The sequence below is a fragment of the Clostridium sp. E02 genome (assembly GCF_003833015.1).
GTDB lineage: Bacteria > Bacillota > Clostridia > Lachnospirales > Lachnospiraceae > Lacrimispora.
Map to the genome: position 1 here is coordinate 37,189 of NZ_RJLQ01000023.1, position 17,674 is coordinate 54,862.

Consider the following 17,674-nt stretch of genomic DNA (forward strand, 5'->3'; position numbering starts at 1 on the left):
TTCTTTATGAAATTCACAAAAGCCTCCCCTTTAAAGGGGGAAATCACAATCCCAGGAGACAAATCCATCTCCCATCGCAGCGTCATGTTTGGTTCCATTGCAAAAGGAACCACAGAAATTTCCCATTTTCTTCAAGGGGCCGACTGTTTGTCAACAATCTCATGTTTTAAAAACATGGGAATTAAAATTGAGAACAAAGGGGATCGCGTAACCGTACATGGCAATGGACTTCATGGCTTAAGAAAGCCAGATACCATTCTAGACTGTGGAAACAGCGGTACCACAACCAGATTGATCTCCGGAATCCTTTCTGCTCAAAATTTTCGAGTCACTTTAACTGGCGATGAATCCATACAAAAACGCCCCATGAAACGGATTATGAAACCGCTTGCACAAATGGGCGCCGACATCAAAAGTGTAAATAACAATGACTGCGCCCCACTCAGAATCAACGGACAAAGTCTCCACGGGATTCATTATAACAGTGAGGTTGCTTCCGCCCAGATTAAGTCTTCAATTCTGCTTGCCGGGCTTTATGCAGACAGCGAAACAAAAGTTACAGAACCATACGTTTCGAGAAATCACACGGAAATCATGCTAAAGAGCTTCGGAGCGGATGTCCAGACAGAGGGCACCACCGCTTGCATTTATCCTGTCAGAGAACTCTATGGAAATAAGATTGTAGTTCCGGGAGACATCTCTTCTGCTGCATACTTCATCGCCGCAGGCCTGTTGGTTCCGGATTCAGAAATTTTGATCAAAAACGTGGGCATCAACCCTACTCGTGACGGCCTCCTTCACATATGCCGGGATATGGGTGCTGATCTTACGCTTTTGGAAGTTCATAAGGATTCAGGAGAACCTACTGCCGATATCCTGGTAAGATCCAGTTCCCTTCACGGCACCGTCATCGGAGGAGCCATCATTCCAACTCTGATTGACGAGCTTCCTGTAATAGCCGCAATGGCCTGCTTTGCCAAGGGTGAAACAGTTATTCAGGATGCTGCGGAGTTAAAGGTAAAGGAATCTAATCGGATAGAAGTCATGGTACAAAACCTGGCCGCCATGGGTGCCGATGTTACGGAAACTGAAGATGGAATGATCATCCGCGGCGGGAAGCCCCTTCACGGCACTGTCATTAACAGTAATCTGGATCACAGGATAGCCATGACCTTTGCCGTAACCGGACTGTGTGCCGAAGGAGAGACCGAAATTTCAAGAGCCGAATGCGTGAATATATCCTATCCCGGCTTTTACCAAGATCTTGAGCAGCTGCAGAGTCCTGTGAAACGCTAAAAATATCGCCAGTCGCTTTCTGCCGCTGGCGATATTTTTATTTCTATGCCGCTTACGCTAATTGTTCTCTCCAAACGGATCATGACACTTCGATCTGACACACCTTCATTGCGTTCAATGCATTCTCATGGCTTACCTGCGTAACTCCGGCACAGCAGGAGGAATCCACCAGAATCGGTGTCTCCGGAAGAAAGGCTTTCATAAGCAAAGCGTTGGAAATCACGCAGATGTCTGTACATAAACCAACCAGCTCAATGGACTCATACTCACGTCCCGTCACGTATGCTCCGATTGTCGCGCTGCCAAACGTACTCTTTTCAAACCGCTTTCCTTGAAATTCCTTTATTCTATCATCAAGTTCCCAGCCATCAGTCCCCCTTACGCAGTGAATCACTGGAAGCTTACTCCCCTCCAGTGATTCCAGATAATTCTCCCCATGGGTATCCAGCGTAAAGATGACCTCATCTCCTGCTGCCTTATATTCTTCTATTTTCTTTTTTACCTTGGGAACAATCGCCGCCGCTTCCCTGCTTCCTAAGGAACCATCAATAAAATCCTTCTGCATATCTACAACAATTAGTAATTTTTTCATAATAGACCTCCACCAATGATAATACTTCCATTTTATCACAAATCACTAAGAAGAAAAAGAGGCGAATCGATTACTAGAATATCCGGCATCGAAAGCCTGACAATTTCTACCTTCCAGCCGTATTTCTCAAATATTAGTTGACAAATCAGCTTCCACGCATTAATATATTGATTAAATAGACAAAACCGTTGAAAAAGAGGAGTAAGCTTTTTAAGTATAATAACAGAGAGCCGTCGTTGGTGTGAGTGCGGTATTATGCAGAGAGCTGAATGGACTTTTGAGGGCAGCCTTGAACTTATGATTATGTAGGGGCTGACGGAAACCACAACCGTTATATCCGTGGCATATATGTTCGTATATGAAAAGTGGGCTTAATAAGCCAATTTGAGTGGCACCGCGGATTGAATGATTCGTCTCAAGTATGGGAATAACGTACTTGGGACTTTTTTTTATATTTTTTTCGCTTATTAAATTAAAATTGAAATTATGAAGGAGGATACATATTATGAAAAAATCTATGAAAACCCTGCTATTTGCTGCTTTAACTGCTGCTGCACTCTCCGGTTGCTCTTCCAATAAAACCCCAGGTAGTGCTGCTGATTCCACTGGGAATCAAACTTATACCATTGGCATTGGTCAATTTGCAGAACACGGTTCTTTAGACAACTGCCGAGAGGGATTTTTAAAAGGACTGCAAGAAGAAGGCATTGAAGAAGGAAAGAATCTTACCGTTATGTATGAAAATGCACAGGCGGATGGTGGAACTGCCAGCCAGATCATTAACAACTTTATTACCAAAAAAGCAGATTTAATCTGTGCCATTGCAACCCCCATGGCACAAGCCGCCTATAGCGGAGCAAAAAAGAAAGACATTCCAGTTATTTTCACAGCAGTTACCGACCCAGTTGCTGCCGCCCTGGCAAAGGAAGATGGGACACCGGTTGGCAAAATAACAGGTACCAGTGATAAACTGCCCGTAGAAAAACAGCTGGAAATGATTCGTACCATTCTTCCCGATGCAAAGACCATCGGAATTTTATACAGTACCAGTGAAATAAACTCTGAAGCAGCGATCAAGGAGTATAAGGCAGCGGCAGCTGAGTATGGTTTCGAGATTGTGGAAGGCCCAGTTACCGCAGCTGCTGATATTCCTCTTGCTGCTGATAACATCTTAACAAAGGTTGATTGTTTGAATAATTTAACGGATAATACGGTAGTAAGTTCCCTTCCAATGATCTTAGATAAAGCAGCAAAAAAGAACATTCCTGTGTTTGGAAGTGAGATCGAGCAGGTTAAGATCGGTTGCCTGGCTGCTATGGGACTTGACTATGTGGACCTGGGAATGCAAACAGGAAAAATGGCTGCAAAAGTATTAAAGGGAGAATCAAATGCAGATGAACTTAATTTTGAGATCATAAAGGATGCGGCTTTTTACGGCAATGCAGAAGCAGCTAAAAAGCTGGGAATAACACTTCCTAAAAATTTGGCCGATTCAGCTGCTGAAATTTTTACAGATATTACCCGCTAGTATCGCGCCAAATTATACGAACCATATTGGAGGAAATAAAAGCATGTCAATTTTACTAGGTTTTATGGAAGAAGGTTTCATCTATGCCATTATGGCACTGGGGGTATACATTACGTATAAGATCCTTGATTTTCCGGATCTGTCAGTAGATGGAACCTTTCCTCTTGGAGGTGCGGTCACTGTTACTCTGCTATTAGCTGGAGTAAATCCAATGGTTTCACTTTTACTTTCCTTTCTCGCCGGCGCTCTTGCCGGATGCATCACAGGGCTGATTCACGTCAAATTAAAGGTAAGAGATCTTCTCTCTGGTATCATTGTCATGACAGCGCTTTATTCTCTAAATTTAAGAATCGCAGGGCAGGCAAATGTTGCTTTTTTTAATCAGGATACCATTTTTGATAACCAATTTATAAACCGCTTGTTCCCAGAACCGTTCTCTGATATATCTGTGATTGTTATCCTTGCAATCATCGTGATTGTTGTTAAACTGCTATTAGACCAGTATTTAAAGACGCGTTCTGGATATCTGCTTCGCGCTGTTGGGGATAATGAAACCCTTGTGACTTCTCTTGCCAAAGACAAGGGAACTGTAAAAATCATTGGTCTTTCCATTGCCAATGGGCTTGCAGCTCTCTCCGGTGCCGTATACTGCCAGCATAAAGGTTTTTTTGAAATCAGTATTGGTACTGGAACCATTGTGATCGGTCTTGCCAGTGTGATCATCGGTACAAAACTGTTTAAGCGGATTGGATTGATAAAATCTACTACGGCTGTCATTGCAGGATCTATTATTTACAAGGGTTGTGTCTCCTTAGCCATCTTCCTTGGAATGGAAGCATCGGATCTTAAACTGGTCACATCCATCTTGTTTTTAGTTATCCTGGTATTCAGCACCAGAAAGGAGAAAAAGGTGAAGCATCATGATTGAACTAATTGACATCAATAAATATTACAATCAAGGAACGATCAATGAAATGTGCTTGTTTCATGACTTTCATTTAACCATTAAAGACCAGCAGTTTGTATCTGTTGTTGGAAGCAATGGCTCTGGGAAAACAACTCTTTTAAATATTATCTGCGGAAGCATCCCTTTAGACAGTGGTACCATTTTCATGAATGGAACTGATATCACCAATATGCCAGAATATAAACGGCAGCGCAGAATTGGCAGAGTCTATCAGAATCCTGCCATGGGTACTTGCCCTGAAATGACCATCGTTGAGAACATGGCACTTGCTGATACCAAAGGGAAGCCTTTTAACTTGCTTCCTGGTACAAACAAACAGAGAATTGATTTTTATAGAGAACAGCTTCGATCACTGTCTCTTGGTCTGGAAGATAAAATGAATGTAAAAGTTGGTGTTCTCTCCGGAGGACAGAGGCAGGCAATGGCTCTACTTATGTCCACGATGACCCCCATAGAATTTTTAATCCTGGACGAACATACCGCTGCACTGGATCCAAAGACTGCGGAAACCATTATGGCTTTGACGGATAAAATCGTGAAAGAGAAGAAGCTAACTACCATTATGGTGACCCACAACCTGCGTTATGCACAAGAATATGGAAATCGTCTGTTGATGATGCACCAGGGAAAAGCAATTATTGACAAATCCGAAACCGAAAAAGCAAATATAAATACCAATTTCATTCTAGATAAATTCAATGAAATCAGCATTGAATGCGGGAATTAAAAATATTTGTCAAGCTCTTTCGTGACTGTGATAAAGTCACTGTTTTGTTTTATAAAATCTTTATAATCATATATAGTCGGTAAACCGAACTTTAGCTTCTTTGCTATGTATTTATGAGGAGGATTTTATGAAAACGTTATCTTTATTATGGAAAAAATATTCATTCCTGTTACTTGTCATGTTTGTGATATCTGGTCTTTTTGATTTGAGATTTGCCGTAGTTGCTGTCATCTGTATGGCTGCACCCGTTGCCGTGTCTTTCTTTCGAGGGAGATACTGGTGTGGAAATCTTTGCCCAAGAGGTAGTTTTTACGACAACGTAATGATTAAATTTACGCCGAACAAACCGGTACCCAAATTTTTGAAAAGCACTGGCTTTCGGGCTTTTATGGTTGTGTTCATGTTGAGTATGTTTGGATTTGGAATCAAACAGAACTGGGGAAACTTATATGGAATTGGTATGGTGTTTTACCGCCTGATTGTTGTTACTACCGTTGTAGGGATTATCCTCTCTCTCTTTTACAATCAACGGACTTGGTGTAGCTTCTGTCCCATGGGTACTCTCTCCTCCTGGGTTAGCCGATTTAAAAAAAACAAACGGGTATTAAAAGTATCTAATTCTTGTGTTTCTTGTAAACTCTGCGAAAAGAAATGCCCGATTGGTCTTGTTCCTTACGAGTACAAAGGGGATTTACTCAGCCATCCCGATTGTATTCAGTGTGGAAAATGCGTCACTGTCTGTCCCAAAAAAGCAATTGGCTATGATCAATCATAAAAAACCGGAAGAAAATCTTTGCAAAGATTTTCTTCCGGTTTTTTATGATTAACTAACGACTCATCTCACTCTGTGGTCCTTTGTCATTGTGTTCCCGTATGATCGTATTTACCTCACTTAAATCAGAAGTCGGCAGATCTCCCGGAATCGTATTTTTTAAAGCCGCAGTCGCATTACCATATTGAACTGCTTTCATACAGTCCCCGCCTGAGCTTAAGAGACCATAGAGAGCGCCTGCTATATAGGCATCTCCGCTGCCAATCCGATCAACCACATCAATATTTCGATAGGGTTCTTCCTCATAATACTCGTTCCTGGAAGCATCGTAAATGATAGATCCAAATGTATGACTCTTTGGACTATGTACGATCCTCTGAGTCGAAGCCACAATTGAGATCGGATAATCGTCTGTAAAGCTTTTCATCATCTCTTTGACTGTGCCCTCTTTTTTAAATGTCAGTCTAGCCGTATCCTCGGAACAAAAGAAAATATCCACATATGGCAGGATTTGCTCGATGCAGGCTCTCGCCTCATCTCCTGTCCATAAATTCCCCCTAAAGTTAACATCAAATGATATAATCGTACCACTTTTTTTAAATTTGCGAATCATATCAATGGCTGTGACTCTGGTATTCTCACACAGTGCAAGAGTGATTCCTGTGGTATGAAAGCAGGTAGTAGCCTGATACATGTCTTCTGAAAATGATTCTTCTGTGATGTTATAAAAAGAGCTGTTCTTTCTATCATAAATAACTTTTGGTTTCCTGGGATACGCTCCATATTCGTAATAATAAAGTCCCAGTCTGGCATCGGAACTTTGATCATATACAAAATAATCATCACTGATCCCATAAGAACGGACTTTATTTTTCACAAAGTTTCCCATATCATTGGATGGAAGTTGGGTAACGACACCAGTGTGCAGCCCTAATAAAGAGGCGCCTACTGCTACGTTTAGTTCTGCTCCTCCCACCTGTTTTTGAAAGGACTCGCCCCGAACCAGTCTTTCCACCCCTGCCGGAGACAGGCGCAAAAGCAGTTCTCCCAGGCTCAATAAATCAAATGGTCTGTCACTCATTTTGATATTTCCTCCATAACTTTCAAAAAGGGGGTCATTCATCATGACCCCCAATTCTCACATATTCACTCAAAGTATGAACTCTGCTACTAGCAGGCTCTAAAACTATCTCTGCACACGGCCAGATCCATCACCGCCTGCAAGATTGTCAACATCTTCTCTTGAAACCAAGTTAAAGTCACCAGGAATGGTGTGCTTTAATGCGGAAGCAGCAACTGCATACTCTAACGCACTCTTGAAATCTTTTCCATCAGCCATACCACAAACAACACCAGCTGCAAATGAGTCACCGCCGCCTACTCGGTCAACGATTGGGGTGATATGATATTTTTTAGAATGATAGAATTCACGAGTTTTTCCATCCATAATGCATGCAGACCAACCGTTGTCTGACGCGGAATGGCTCTCACGTAAGGAACTAATTACATATTTGAAATTAAATTTGTCGACCATCTGATTAAAGATATCAACATAACCCTGTAACTCCAGCTCTCCTGTGGTTACATCTGTGTTACCTGGCTTAAATCCAAGAACTTTTTCTGCGTCTTCTTCATTTCCAATGCAGACATCAACATACTGCATTAAATTGGTCATGACTTTCTGAGCTTTCTCAGAGGACCATAATTTTTTGCGGAAGTTTAAGTCAACGGAAACAGTAACTCCATGGGCTTTTGCTGCTTTTAAAGCAATTTCAGTCAGTTCTGCTGCTTCATCACTAACTGCAGGTGTGATTCCTGTAAAATGGAACCAATCCACACCGTCAAAGATCTCATCAAAATTAAAATCAGCAGCAACTGCTGTTGAGATAGAAGAATGTGCTCTGTCATATACAACAGAAGAAGCTCTCATCGCTGATCCAGTCTCTAAAAAGTAAATGCCAAGTCTTTCTCCGCCTTTTGCAATATGCTTTGTTCCAACGTTGTATTTTCTCAATGCTGCAACTGCACAATCACCAATTGGATTCTTTGGTACTGCTGTTACAAATTCCACATTGTGACCATAGTTTGCTAGAGAAACAGCTACATTTGCTTCTCCTCCCCCGTAATTAACATCAAATTCATCTGCCTGAATAAATTTTTCATTGTTCGGTGTAGATAATCTTAACATGATCTCACCCATGGTAACGATCTTAGCCATATTGTATACTCTCCTTACACTCTGTTGTAATTTTTTATAATTTATTTACGTGCTGCTGCTACTGCTAAAACGAATTCTTTTGCTTTTGCTGTTACTGCAGCAAAATCGCCTGTATTGGCGCCTTTGGTCAAACTGCTGCCTGTTCCAACTGCATAAGCTCCTGCCTTAATCCATTTATCAACGTTATCCACATCAACTCCACCGGATGGCATAAAATCACCCTGAGGAAGTGGTCCTTTGAATGAACTAATTGCAGATGGTCCCATAATATTGCCTGGGAAAATCTTAATAATATCGCATCCACTTTCCAATGCAGTAATCGCTTCGGTTGGTGTCATAACACCTGGAAGCATCGGAACTTTGTAACGATTGCAAAGCTTAATGGTCTCTACATTTAATCCTGGGCTTACGACATAGTTGGCCCCAGCAAGAATGGTTGCTCTTGCAGTTTCTGGATCCAGTACGGTACCTGCGCCAATTACAACATCCTGATTGTCGCTATATTTTTCAGACATTTTTGCGATGAATTCAATGGGATTTCCTTCATCCATAGTCATAGTAATTTCAATGAAATTAATTCCACCAGCAATGATTGCATCTACTACTTTTTCGCCATGGTCTAAATTTTTTGCGCGAACAACAGCAACCAGACAGTCTTTTTTCATCTTTGATAAAACCTGTTCTTTTTTCATGATTGATTTCTCTCCTTCTTTAAATTCGTAAATGCGAATTAACTTCTTATTTACGATTCTTATACTTGAATATTAATCGTTTCAAGCTATTTTGTCAACAGGTAATCCTTATATTTTTCCAAGAAACCCTAATAACTGGGAAACCTCCAGCCCCTTTCTCATCACCAGTTTTCCAAGGGCTTCGTAATCCTCTGCCGGCTTATACAAGCTAGATACACTGATTGCTCCAAGAACGTTGCCATCCTGATCAAAAACGGGTGCACCAACGCATTGCATATGTTCTTCCATTTCCCTTGCATCAAACGCATATCCTCTTTCTTTGACGCGCTCCAGTTCCCATAGCAGCTGTTCTTTATTTTTAATCGTCCGGTCTGTATATTTTGTAAAACGGATGCGGTTCATGATCTGCTCTCTCCTCTCATCTTCTATATAAGCAAGAATCACCTTACCCAGAGAGGTACAATACATAGGATTCTTAGATCCTACGGTTGCAGTTGTAATGATAGGGTTCTCTGGTTCAAATTTGCATATGTATACAACATAATGATCCGATGGAATTCCAAAAAATACAGTTTTTCCTACTTCTCTGGAAAATGCTTTTAAAAGAGGTTCTATTATTCCAATGAAATCCAAATTGTTGGTATAGTTAACGCCAATTCGATAAGCCATTAAACCTATGGTATAGTTTTGTTTCTGCCCTCTTGTTACATTTACCATGCTCATCTCTGCAAGAGTCGTCACTATGTCGTAAGCACTGGTTTTGGGGAGATTAAGCTTATCACATAATTCATCTAAGGTTGTACCATCGGGAGATTTAGAGATCAGCTTCAGAATTTCCACGGTCCTTTGGGTTGTTCTGTTTCGTTTCATGGTTATCCTCCATTTCTACGTCCTAGTATACTCCGGATTGCCAAATAAATGCAAGATTAATTTCGTATATACGAAGTATTTGTAAGCAGTTACAAAAATATACGCAAAATTCGTTCCTTTTTCGGAAAAGAAGAAATCAGGGATTGTATTATTTCTAATAGTTATGTATAATATTCTTGGTATGTAAATACTTACAATTACGGAGGTGATGTTTTTGAATATCTACGATGTTTCCGAACATGCTCAAGTTTCTATCGCCACCGTTTCCCGTGTAATCAACGGCAATCCAAACGTCAGCGATAAGACCAGAAAACGGGTTCTTGCTGTCATGGATGAGTTGGGTTACACCCCTAATGTGTTTGCCAGAAGTCTGGGATTAAACAGTATGAAAACCATTGGAATTATGTGTGCCGACTCTTCTGATTCCTGGCTTGCAGAAGCAATCTCCTGTCTGGAAAAGGAATTACGGGGATATGGTTACGACTCGATTCTATGCTGCAGCGGCTATCTTCCTGAAACAAAGAAGAAGTATTTGGAACTACTGCGATCCAAACGGGTCGATGCCATTATACTGACGGGTTCTCACTATATTGAATCCAGACCCAAGGACAACGCCTATCTTTTAGAGGCCGCAAAGGAGATTCCACTTATGCTGGTCAATGGCTATCTGGAAGGGAAACAAATTTATAGTACGGTATGCGATGATCATGCTGCTGTTTATCACGCTGCCAGACAACTCTATCAATCTGGGAGCAAATCGATTCTATATCTTTACTCTGGAAATTCCTTCAGTAGTTTAAGCAAACGTTCTGGTTATCAAGATGCAACCCTTGATTCTAACATTCCATTACGGGAAGAGCGAATGGTTCTTTGCCAGAAAGATCCAGACGCGGCTCTTTTGCAATTGAAAGAACTTTCTGAATCTGGAATCTTTTTTGACTCCGTTTTGGCCGCTGAGGATATTTTGGCAGTTGGTGCGGTAAAATATGCAAATCAGGCCGGTTTTAAAATTCCAGAGAATTTTAGCATCATTGGATATAATAATTCCATCTTGTCACGATGTACCTCACCAGAAATCACTACGGTCGACAACAAAGTAGAGGCTCTGTGCACCACAACCGTAAATACCTTAATGAAAGTGCTGGAAGGCGGAAACGTTCCGGCAAAAACCACCATAACCCCGGAGCTTGTAAAACGAGGTACCACAAATTTTTAATCATATATAAGGAGGACTTTCAACATGAAACAGTTTATGGACAAAGATTTTTTATTGTCAACAGACGCAGCAAAAGATCTCTATCATAATTATGCAGAAAAAATGCCCGTCGTAGACTATCACTGTCACATTAATCCACAGGAGATTTTCGAAGACCGTAAGTTCGATACCATCACTCAGGTATGGTTAGGCGGCGATCACTATAAATGGCGTCAGATGCGTTCGAACGGTGTGGAAGAAAAGTACATCACTGGTAACGCAACGGACCGGGAGAAATTTCAAAAATGGGCCGAGACCTTATCTAAATTAATCGGCAATCCACTCTATCACTGGAGCCATCTGGAATTGCAGAGATATTTTGGATATACGGGATACTTAAACGGAGATACCGCTGAAGAAGTGTGGAACTTATGCAACGAAAAACTTCATCAGAATTCTATGAGTGTCCGTAACCTGATTACACAGTCAAACGTTACGGTTATTTGTACAACCGATGACCCAGCGGATACCTTAGAATGGCACCAGAAACTTGCTTCTGACTCATCCTTTTCCGTAAAGGTCCTTCCTGCATGGAGACCGGATAAAGCCATGAACATTGAGAAATCTGATTTTGCTGTGTATATGACTAAATTATCGGATGCAAGTGGAGTAAAGATCAAGGATTTCGCCACCTTAAAAGAGGCTCTTAAAAATCGTATGGAATTCTTTAAAAGCCAGGGCTGCTGTGTATCCGATCATGCGCTTGAGTACGTGATGTATGCTCCTGCCGGAGAGGAAGAACTGAACGCTATCTTTACAAAAGGGCTTTCCAACGAAGAACTGACAAAAGAAGATGAATTAAAATATAAAACTGCATTCATGCTCTTTGCTGCTAAAGAATATAATCGCATGGGTTGGGTGATGCAGCTTCATTATGGCTGTAAGAGAGATAACAATGCCCTGATGTTTGAAAAGCTGGGTCCTGATACTGGTTTTGACTGCATCAACAATTATGCTCCCTCCGCACAGATGGCTGATTTCTTAAATGCGTTAAGTGCTACAGATGAAGTACCAAAAACAATCCTGTACTCTCTAAATCCCAATGACAATGCTTCCATCGGCACCATCTTAGGCTGCTTCCAGAGTCAGTATCCTGGTAAGATCCAGCAGGGCTCTGCATGGTGGTTTAATGATAACAAGACCGGCATGACTGAGCAGATGATCTCCTTGGCTAACTTAGGGTGCCTTGGCAATTTCATCGGTATGCTGACCGATTCCAGAAGCTTTTTATCCTATACCAGACATGAGTATTTCCGCAGGATTCTTTGTGAATTAGTCGGTGGCTGGGTTGATAATGGAGAATATCCTGATGATCAGAAAGCACTGAAAGAAATGATTGAAGGAATTTCTTATAATAATACCATGAACTATTTCGGATTCTAATCCAATCACGACAAAAAAGAGCTCGTTCCATTAAATGGAGCGGGCTCTTTAAAATTACTGTATTACTTTTACTGGACACTTGGCTGCGCATTTTCCGCAATTGGTACATTTCTCATAATCAATCACTGCAACATTATTATCCATATGGATTGCATCAAATTCACACTGCTTGATGCAGAGGGTGCATCCAATACAACCTGCACCACATTTGAGTTTCACATCTTTTCCCTTATCATGGGAATTACACTGTACGAGATGCTTTGCTTTATATGGAACTAGCTCAATCAAAGCGTTTGGACAGGAAGCCACACATTTGCCACAGGCCACACATTTTTCTTTGTCTACAACTGCGACTCCGTCAACAACGTGGATCGCATCAAATTCACACGCCTTTACACAGGAACCATATCCCATGCAACCATAAACGCATGCTTTTTCACCAGATCCAGGTACCACAGAGACTTTGCGACAATCGTCAATCCCATAATAATTATACTGAACCTTTGTCTTATCACAAGTTCCTTTGCATTTTACAAATGCAACCTTCTTTTCGGTTGAACCGGCTGAAACTCCCATGATCTCACCGATCTTTTCCGATGTAGATGCACCGCCTACTGGACAAGCCGACACTTCTGCCTGACCAGCTGCGATCGCTTTTGCCAATGCATCACATCCTGCGTATCCACAGCCTCCGCAGTTGTTACCAGGGAGTTCATTTCGGATAAGAATCTCCTTCTCATCTACTTCTACTTTAAATTTCTCACTGGCTATTCCTAAGAACACACCGATTAAAATACCGATGATTCCTACGACCAGTGCCGCATAAATTATACCTGCTACCATTCTTTCGTTTCCTCCCTATTAAATTAATCCGGAAAATCCGAAAAATGCGATTGCCATCAGGCCAGAGGTAATCAAAACAATCGGTGATCCCTTAAAGGAATACGGAATGTCATTATTTTCGATTCTCTCACGGATACCAGCCAACATAACAATGGCAATGGTAAATCCCAAAGAAGTTCCAATACCATTTACGACACTTTCTAATATATTATAGCTTTTTTGTACACTTGTCAGAGCAACACCTAATACTGCACAGTTGGTAGTAATCAGAGGAAGATAGACACCAAGCGCCTCATAAAGCGGAGGTACTGCTTTCTTCAAGAACATCTCTACAAACTGTACCAATGCTGCAATCACCAGAATAAATACAATGGTCTGAAGAAATTCCAAGTGGAGTCCTCCAGAAAGAATCCATTTGTAAATCAAACCAGTCACAAACGATGCAATGACCATAACAAAAATAACTGCTCCGCCCATACCGGCAGAAGTCTTCACATTTTTGGAAACTCCAAGGAATGGACATAAACCGAGAAACTGGCTTAGCACTACGTTGTTAACCAGTGCGGCACCAAAGGCAATTAATATTAATTCTTTCATCTATCCATCCTCCTAATCCTCTTTCTTTGAAGTCGCAGCTTTTAAATCCGCTTCTTTCTTCGCAACTTCTGCCTTCTTTGCCTGCAGGGCCTCTTCTTCTGCCTGTCTTTTTCTGGTTTCCAAAACTTCATGATTGGACATGCATGAGGAACCAGAACAGGAAGCACAGTTTCCACCACAAGCTAGTTTAGAAGAAACAACAGATCCATTGGTTGCAGATGGAGCTTTAAACTTATTTTGAAGTGCTGTTAAGATTGCCAGTACAAAGAATGCTCCTGGAGCCAATACAAAGATCGCAATGTGATAACTTTCCGGAATAAATGCATGACCAAACACAGCGCCTGATCCTAAAATCTCACGGACAATACCGATACAAGTAAGTGCAATGGTAAATCCAAGCCCCATACCAATTCCATCAAACGTTGATAAGAGAACTCCGTTTTTAGAAGCATAAGACTCCGCACGACCTAAGATAATACAGTTAACTACAATCAATGGAATATAGATTCCAAGTGCAGAATACAGACTAGGAACATACGCCTGTAATAGAAGCTGCACGATCGTAACTAAAGTTGCTACGATAACAATATACGCTGGGATTCTCACACGATCTGGAATCACTTTACGCATCGCAGATATAATCATATTAGAAAACAACAGGACCAAAGTAGTCGAAAGTCCCATTCCCGCACCATTGACTGCAGAAGTTGTAACTGCCAAAGTCGGACACATACCAAGCATCAGCATAAAGGTCGGGTTTTCTTTTACAATTCCGTTAAATAAACGTTCTGAATATTTGTTGCTCATTTTCCCACCTCCTACTGGTTGATATAGTTGTGCACATAAAACAATGCTGCATTGACTGCGTTTGTTGTTGCGCTAGATGTAATGGTTGCACCACTGATGGCATTGATTTCTGAATCTCCTGCATTGCCTGACTTAACAACCGTCAAAGACTCTGAGTTCTTTCCAGCATATTGATCCTTAAATGCAGGTTCTTCTGCCTTTAATCCAAGTCCTGGAGTATCACTGATTGTCAGAAATTCAATTCCGTTCATGGTGCCGTCCTCTTTGATTCCAACGGAAATACGAACGGTACCGCCATAACTGTCATCTGAGTAGGAAGTGATTACATATCCAAGTACGTTTCCGCTTTCGTCTACTGCTTCGAGTGCTTTCTCAACTCCAACTTTGCCAAACTTCTGTGTCAGCAGTTCCTCATTACATGTTTCAATGGATTTTGCCATCTCATCCTTAGTCTGAAAGTCATCTGCGTCAGGAAAGACCGCTTTATATGCCTCTAGATTAGCTGCCACAGTCGCTTTTTCAATCGGAGCTTTCGTAATCTGATAAGCGCCGCCCAGTAAAAAACCGGAGAACAGGGTAATCAAAAATAAAACAAAAGCGTCTTTCATATAACCGCCTTTTTTCATCTTACTTCCCCCCCTTTCCAAATGCAATAGGAAGTGAAATCTTCTCTATCAAAGGTACCATAATATTACTAATGATAATCGCATAGGAAACTCCTTCTGCGGAACCACCAAAAAGACGGAACAAGCCAGTGAGTACCCCTAACAGGATACCGAAATAAATTTGTCCCTTGGGCGTTATTGGACTGGTTGTATAATCCGTAGCCATAAAAAATGCGCCAAAAATAATACCACCGCCACACAAATGAGTCAGTACATACATCAGATCATGCTGCCCAAATATAAATACAAAAAGAGAAAATGTGATTAAATAAACGGCAGGAATTCGAATGGAAATCACTTTCCTGATTATTAAGTAGGCTGCACCAATTAACAATGCAATCACCGATACTTCACCAATCGTTCCTGGAATCTTACCTATAAACATTGCAGTTGTATCAACTACCTGACCTGCCTTGAATGCAGCAAGTGGTGTCGGGCTTACAACTGCGTCATTGTATGTAAACGTAGTCATAGGACCAGCAAAAGAAATCAAAAGGAAACATCTGGCAGCCAAAGCTGGGTTCATAAAGTTCTGACCCAATCCACCATATAATTGCTTTACAACAATCACTGCAAAGATACCGCCCAAAAATGGCATCCACAATGGGAGAGCCGGTGGCATGTTGAGTCCTAAGATCATACCAGTTACCAAAGCACTTCCGTCACCAACGGTTACTGGTTTCCCCATTAAAGTTTCAAATACATATTCACTTAATACACAAGACAAAACACTGACCAGTAAAACAAGGGCAGCTTTTATTCCAAACTGATATACACCATACGCAGTTACAGGGAGCATAGCAATCGCAACATCAAGCATAATATTCTGTGTTGTGATCCGATCCCTTACATGAGGTGATGATGATACGTTTAATAATTTACTCATTCTCCACCTCCTACGCTTTCTTTCTACTTGCAACAACAGCTTTTCGCATCTCTTTAAATGCCTGGGTGAGTGGCCTTTTTGCCGGGCAAATAAAGGTACAACAGCCACATTCGCAGCATTCCATACCATCGAGTTTTAAAAATTTATCCATGTCAGAACTCTCTGCAGCATCCATCATCATCTGTGGAATGACACGGCTGGGGCATACAGTTACACACCGGCCACAACGAATACAGGCAGTGGGTGCGTTTATTGCAACTTCATCTGTTGTCAGACAGGTAAGCGCAGAAGAAGTCTTTGTAACAGGAATATCCATATGAAACAGGGCTTGCCCCATCATCGGACCTCCTGATATCACTTTCTCCGGCTCTGTTTTAAATCCACCTGACGCTTCTAAAAGTTCCCGATAATTTGTTCCGGTTCTCACCTCATAGTTCTGAGGATGTACTATGGCATCTCCGGTAACCGTAATGATACGACGGATTAACGGTGTGCTCTTTGCAACTGCATAATAAATAGAAATAGCCGTGTCCACATTATTAACAATACAGCCTGCATCTGCTGGCAGCATGGTAGAATTAATCTTTCTTCCTGTCACAGCATAAATCAGAGAGCGTTCTCCACCCTGAGGATATTTTGTCTTCAATGGACAAACTGTGATTCTTGGCTCATCTTTTACCAACTCAGTCATCCGTTTGATCGCTTCTGGTTTATTGGTTTCAATGCCAATTACACCTTTCGCGTTGTCAAAAAGCTGAAGCATGATATTCAAACCTTTTACAATGCTTTCCGATTCTTCTAACATCATACGATAATCCGAAGTCAGATATGGTTCACATTCTGCTGCGTTTACAATAATGGTGTCAATTTTGGTTTCATCCTTTGGTGTAAGCTTTACATGAGTGGGAAATCCTGCTCCTCCAAGACCTACGATTCCAGCTTCTTTTACAATATTACGAATCTCATCCTTTGACAAGGACTTGGGATCTCTATCTGCACCAAATCCTTCCACAGTTTGATATTTTCCGTCATTCTCTACAATAATAGATGGAACCATGGAACCATTGGCAACCATTCTTGGTTCAATTGTCTTAACCGATCCGGATACGGAACTGATCACATATGCTGATATGAAACCACCCGGCTCTCCTATCTTCTGACCAACAAGTACCTGATCTCCTGCAGCCACCAATGGCTTTGCAGGTGCGCCAATATGCTGGGACAGTGGGAACACCATCTCACCTTTTGGCTGAAGCACTTGAACTGATTTACTCTCAGACAGTTCTTTTCCCTCATAAGGGTGAATGCCGCCTTTAAATGTAGCCAAACCCATTTAACTAACCCTCTTTCTCTACAATTCTTAGTCTCTCCCGACAGAATTTTTGTCTTCCGTCACTCGAAACAGTATATCACAAATAAAAAACCGAAACAATGGAAAATTACATATTGTATACTGTGTTTCTAAAGTAAAACCTTCCATTGAATCAAATATATGCCTTTTATTATAACTCCTTATTGTTAAATATTTATCAGCTCGGAATGACTTTCTTCGCCATTGTTTTTGATAAAATACAAT

Annotated in this window: 18 protein-coding genes and 1 other annotated feature; of the genes, 7 read left to right on the forward strand and 11 right to left on the reverse strand. The window is 41.3% G+C overall.

All coding sequences use genetic code 11. The features are described from left to right. Positions 1-6: 6 nt before the first annotated feature. On the forward strand, positions 7-1,296 hold the full coding sequence (gene aroA / locus EFT72_RS16075; RefSeq protein WP_124067939.1) for a 3-phosphoshikimate 1-carboxyvinyltransferase: 1,290 nt from the start codon (positions 7-9) through the stop codon (positions 1,294-1,296). Between the two features lie 79 nt (positions 1,297-1,375). Here aroA and EFT72_RS16080 read toward each other — a convergent pair whose 3' ends face one another. Beyond that, positions 1,376-1,888: an isochorismatase family cysteine hydrolase gene (locus tag EFT72_RS16080; protein WP_124067940.1), complete on the reverse strand. Its 513-nt coding sequence runs from the start codon at positions 1,886-1,888 to the stop codon at positions 1,376-1,378. A 179-nt stretch (positions 1,889-2,067) separates the two neighbouring features. After that, positions 2,068-2,309, forward strand: a binding site (T-box leader). 84 nt (positions 2,310-2,393) lie between these two features. On the opposite strand from EFT72_RS16080, the gene EFT72_RS16085 reads away from it, so the two are divergent. From EFT72_RS16085 to EFT72_RS16100, 4 genes are all read left to right on the forward strand, one after another. Further along, positions 2,394-3,416 (forward strand): ABC transporter substrate-binding protein, encoded by a 1,023-nt coding sequence (locus EFT72_RS16085; protein ID WP_124067941.1) that lies wholly within the window; start codon positions 2,394-2,396, stop codon positions 3,414-3,416. A gap of 43 nt (positions 3,417-3,459) precedes the next feature. Next, entirely contained in the window at positions 3,460-4,344 is an 885-nt protein-coding gene (locus EFT72_RS16090; RefSeq protein ID WP_124067942.1) for an ABC transporter permease, read from the forward strand. After that, positions 4,337-5,110: an ATP-binding cassette domain-containing protein gene (locus EFT72_RS16095; RefSeq protein ID WP_124067943.1), complete on the forward strand. Its 774-nt coding sequence runs from the start codon at positions 4,337-4,339 to the stop codon at positions 5,108-5,110. Before EFT72_RS16090 ends, EFT72_RS16095 begins: the two co-directional genes overlap by 8 nt. 127 nt (positions 5,111-5,237) lie before the next feature. Beyond that, a complete protein-coding gene (locus EFT72_RS16100; protein ID WP_124067944.1) occupies positions 5,238-5,885 on the forward strand; it encodes a 4Fe-4S binding protein in 648 nt (215 codons plus the stop codon). A 52-nt stretch (positions 5,886-5,937) separates the two neighbouring features. On the opposite strand, the gene EFT72_RS16105 is transcribed toward EFT72_RS16100, so the two are convergent. The 4 genes from EFT72_RS16105 to EFT72_RS16120 form a co-directional block, all read right to left on the reverse strand. Then, complete coding sequence (locus EFT72_RS16105; protein WP_124067945.1) at positions 5,938-6,963, reverse strand: sugar kinase; 1,026 nt, start codon at positions 6,961-6,963, stop codon at positions 5,938-5,940. A 105-nt stretch (positions 6,964-7,068) separates the two neighbouring features. Further along, positions 7,069-8,100, reverse strand: coding sequence for a sugar kinase (locus EFT72_RS16110; RefSeq protein WP_124067946.1), 1,032 nt, complete (start codon positions 8,098-8,100; stop codon positions 7,069-7,071). 41 nt (positions 8,101-8,141) lie between these two features. After that, positions 8,142-8,792 carry a bifunctional 2-keto-4-hydroxyglutarate aldolase/2-keto-3-deoxy-6-phosphogluconate aldolase gene (locus EFT72_RS16115; RefSeq protein ID WP_124067947.1) on the reverse strand — a complete coding sequence of 217 codons (651 nt, stop codon included), beginning with the start codon at positions 8,790-8,792 and terminating at the stop codon, positions 8,142-8,144. Positions 8,793-8,900: 108 nt separating this feature from the next. Further along, a complete protein-coding gene (locus EFT72_RS16120) occupies positions 8,901-9,662 on the reverse strand; it encodes an IclR family transcriptional regulator (RefSeq protein ID WP_124067948.1) in 762 nt (253 codons plus the stop codon). A gap of 214 nt (positions 9,663-9,876) precedes the next feature. Between EFT72_RS16120 and EFT72_RS16125 the strand changes: the two genes are divergently transcribed. Together EFT72_RS16125 and uxaC are read left to right on the forward strand one after the other, a co-directional pair. Then, on the forward strand, positions 9,877-10,878 hold the full coding sequence (locus tag EFT72_RS16125) for a LacI family DNA-binding transcriptional regulator (RefSeq protein WP_124067949.1): 1,002 nt from the start codon (positions 9,877-9,879) through the stop codon (positions 10,876-10,878). A 24-nt stretch (positions 10,879-10,902) separates the two neighbouring features. Beyond that, on the forward strand, positions 10,903-12,300 hold the full coding sequence (gene uxaC, locus EFT72_RS16130; RefSeq protein WP_124067950.1) for a glucuronate isomerase: 1,398 nt from the start codon (positions 10,903-10,905) through the stop codon (positions 12,298-12,300). 54 nt (positions 12,301-12,354) lie between these two features. On the opposite strand, the gene EFT72_RS16135 is transcribed toward uxaC, so the two are convergent. The 6 genes from EFT72_RS16135 to rsxC are packed head-to-tail and all read right to left on the reverse strand — an operon-like array spanning position 12,355 to position 17,431. Continuing rightward, positions 12,355-13,143 carry an RnfABCDGE type electron transport complex subunit B gene (locus tag EFT72_RS16135; protein WP_124067951.1) on the reverse strand — a complete coding sequence of 263 codons (789 nt, stop codon included), beginning with the start codon at positions 13,141-13,143 and terminating at the stop codon, positions 12,355-12,357. Positions 13,144-13,161: 18 nt separating this feature from the next. Beyond that, on the reverse strand, positions 13,162-13,740 hold the full coding sequence (locus EFT72_RS16140) for an electron transport complex protein RnfA (RefSeq protein WP_124067952.1): 579 nt from the start codon (positions 13,738-13,740) through the stop codon (positions 13,162-13,164). Positions 13,741-13,752: 12 nt separating this feature from the next. Then, positions 13,753-14,547, reverse strand: a complete 795-nt coding sequence (locus EFT72_RS16145) for an electron transport complex subunit E (protein WP_124067953.1) — start codon at positions 14,545-14,547, stop codon at positions 13,753-13,755. Between the two features lie 11 nt (positions 14,548-14,558). Then, a complete protein-coding gene (locus EFT72_RS16150; RefSeq protein WP_124067954.1) occupies positions 14,559-15,173 on the reverse strand; it encodes an RnfABCDGE type electron transport complex subunit G in 615 nt (204 codons plus the stop codon). A 1-nt stretch (position 15,174) separates the two neighbouring features. Then, positions 15,175-16,098, reverse strand: a complete 924-nt coding sequence (locus tag EFT72_RS16155) for an RnfABCDGE type electron transport complex subunit D (RefSeq protein WP_124067955.1) — start codon at positions 16,096-16,098, stop codon at positions 15,175-15,177. Positions 16,099-16,108: 10 nt separating this feature from the next. After that, positions 16,109-17,431 carry an electron transport complex subunit RsxC gene (gene rsxC, locus EFT72_RS16160; protein WP_124067956.1) on the reverse strand — a complete coding sequence of 441 codons (1,323 nt, stop codon included), beginning with the start codon at positions 17,429-17,431 and terminating at the stop codon, positions 16,109-16,111. Between the last annotated feature and the right edge of the window lie 243 nt (positions 17,432-17,674).

Excerpts from the sequence above, each read along its gene's own strand:
- EFT72_RS16105 (WP_124067945.1), bottom strand. The coding sequence starts at position 6,963 with ATGAGTGACAGACCATTTGATTTATTGAGCCTGGGAGAACTGCTTTTG.
- EFT72_RS16100 (WP_124067944.1), top strand. The coding sequence starts at position 5,238 with ATGAAAACGTTATCTTTATTATGGAAAAAATATTCATTCCTGTTACTT.
- EFT72_RS16080 (WP_124067940.1), bottom strand. The coding sequence starts at position 1,888 with ATGAAAAAATTACTAATTGTTGTAGATATGCAGAAGGATTTTATTGAT.
- EFT72_RS16140 (WP_124067952.1), bottom strand. The coding sequence starts at position 13,740 with ATGAAAGAATTAATATTAATTGCCTTTGGTGCCGCACTGGTTAACAAC.
- EFT72_RS16150 (WP_124067954.1), bottom strand. The coding sequence starts at position 15,173 with ATGAAAAAAGGCGGTTATATGAAAGACGCTTTTGTTTTATTTTTGATT.
- EFT72_RS16090 (WP_124067942.1), top strand. The coding sequence starts at position 3,460 with ATGTCAATTTTACTAGGTTTTATGGAAGAAGGTTTCATCTATGCCATT.
- EFT72_RS16085 (WP_124067941.1), top strand. The coding sequence starts at position 2,394 with ATGAAAAAATCTATGAAAACCCTGCTATTTGCTGCTTTAACTGCTGCT.
- EFT72_RS16155 (WP_124067955.1), bottom strand. The coding sequence starts at position 16,098 with ATGAGTAAATTATTAAACGTATCATCATCACCTCATGTAAGGGATCGG.
- rsxC (WP_124067956.1), bottom strand. The coding sequence starts at position 17,431 with ATGGGTTTGGCTACATTTAAAGGCGGCATTCACCCTTATGAGGGAAAA.
- EFT72_RS16115 (WP_124067947.1), bottom strand. The coding sequence starts at position 8,792 with ATGAAAAAAGAACAGGTTTTATCAAAGATGAAAAAAGACTGTCTGGTT.
- EFT72_RS16145 (WP_124067953.1), bottom strand. The coding sequence starts at position 14,547 with ATGAGCAACAAATATTCAGAACGTTTATTTAACGGAATTGTAAAAGAA.
- EFT72_RS16135 (WP_124067951.1), bottom strand. The coding sequence starts at position 13,143 with ATGGTAGCAGGTATAATTTATGCGGCACTGGTCGTAGGAATCATCGGT.
- EFT72_RS16110 (WP_124067946.1), bottom strand. The coding sequence starts at position 8,100 with ATGGCTAAGATCGTTACCATGGGTGAGATCATGTTAAGATTATCTACA.
- EFT72_RS16095 (WP_124067943.1), top strand. The coding sequence starts at position 4,337 with ATGATTGAACTAATTGACATCAATAAATATTACAATCAAGGAACGATC.
- EFT72_RS16120 (WP_124067948.1), bottom strand. The coding sequence starts at position 9,662 with ATGAAACGAAACAGAACAACCCAAAGGACCGTGGAAATTCTGAAGCTG.
- aroA (WP_124067939.1), top strand. The coding sequence starts at position 7 with ATGAAATTCACAAAAGCCTCCCCTTTAAAGGGGGAAATCACAATCCCA.
- uxaC (WP_124067950.1), top strand. The coding sequence starts at position 10,903 with ATGAAACAGTTTATGGACAAAGATTTTTTATTGTCAACAGACGCAGCA.